This is a genomic window from Alcanivorax sp. HI0044 (genome assembly GCF_001634945.1).
Map to the genome: position 1 here is coordinate 1 of NZ_LWEZ01000760.1, position 304 is coordinate 304.

General features: G+C 52.0%; 1 protein-coding gene. It reads left to right on the plus strand.

All coding sequences use genetic code 11. The annotated features are described in order from the left end of the window. Window positions 1-221 (plus strand): hypothetical protein (locus A3730_RS32600; RefSeq protein ID WP_231883903.1); only part of this gene is annotated, 221 nt, incomplete at its 5' end. Between the last annotated feature and the right edge of the window lie 83 nt (window positions 222-304).

The following is a 304-nucleotide window of genomic DNA, read 5'->3' on the forward strand; positions in this document are numbered from 1 at the left end:
CAGCCAAGTGGACTGAACGGGACCATAGTCGCCCTCTTAGTTGTGTTATTGCTGTGCCCTATAGCGATCATCCAACCAGTTACCACTTGTGGACGGATGTCAGCCAGCTCTGGCAGTACTATGGTGAGGAGGAGGCTCTTCCCGATATCGCTTATCCGAAACTGCGTGATAGGATGCGCGACGCAGAAAATCAAGACATGAACGAAGGTGACAAGGGCTGATATGAGAACAGGCGTTGAGGGCTTTCAGGGGCTGCGGTTAAAGCAGTTGCGTTCAGCTCATAGCTTGACTCTTGCTGAACTGG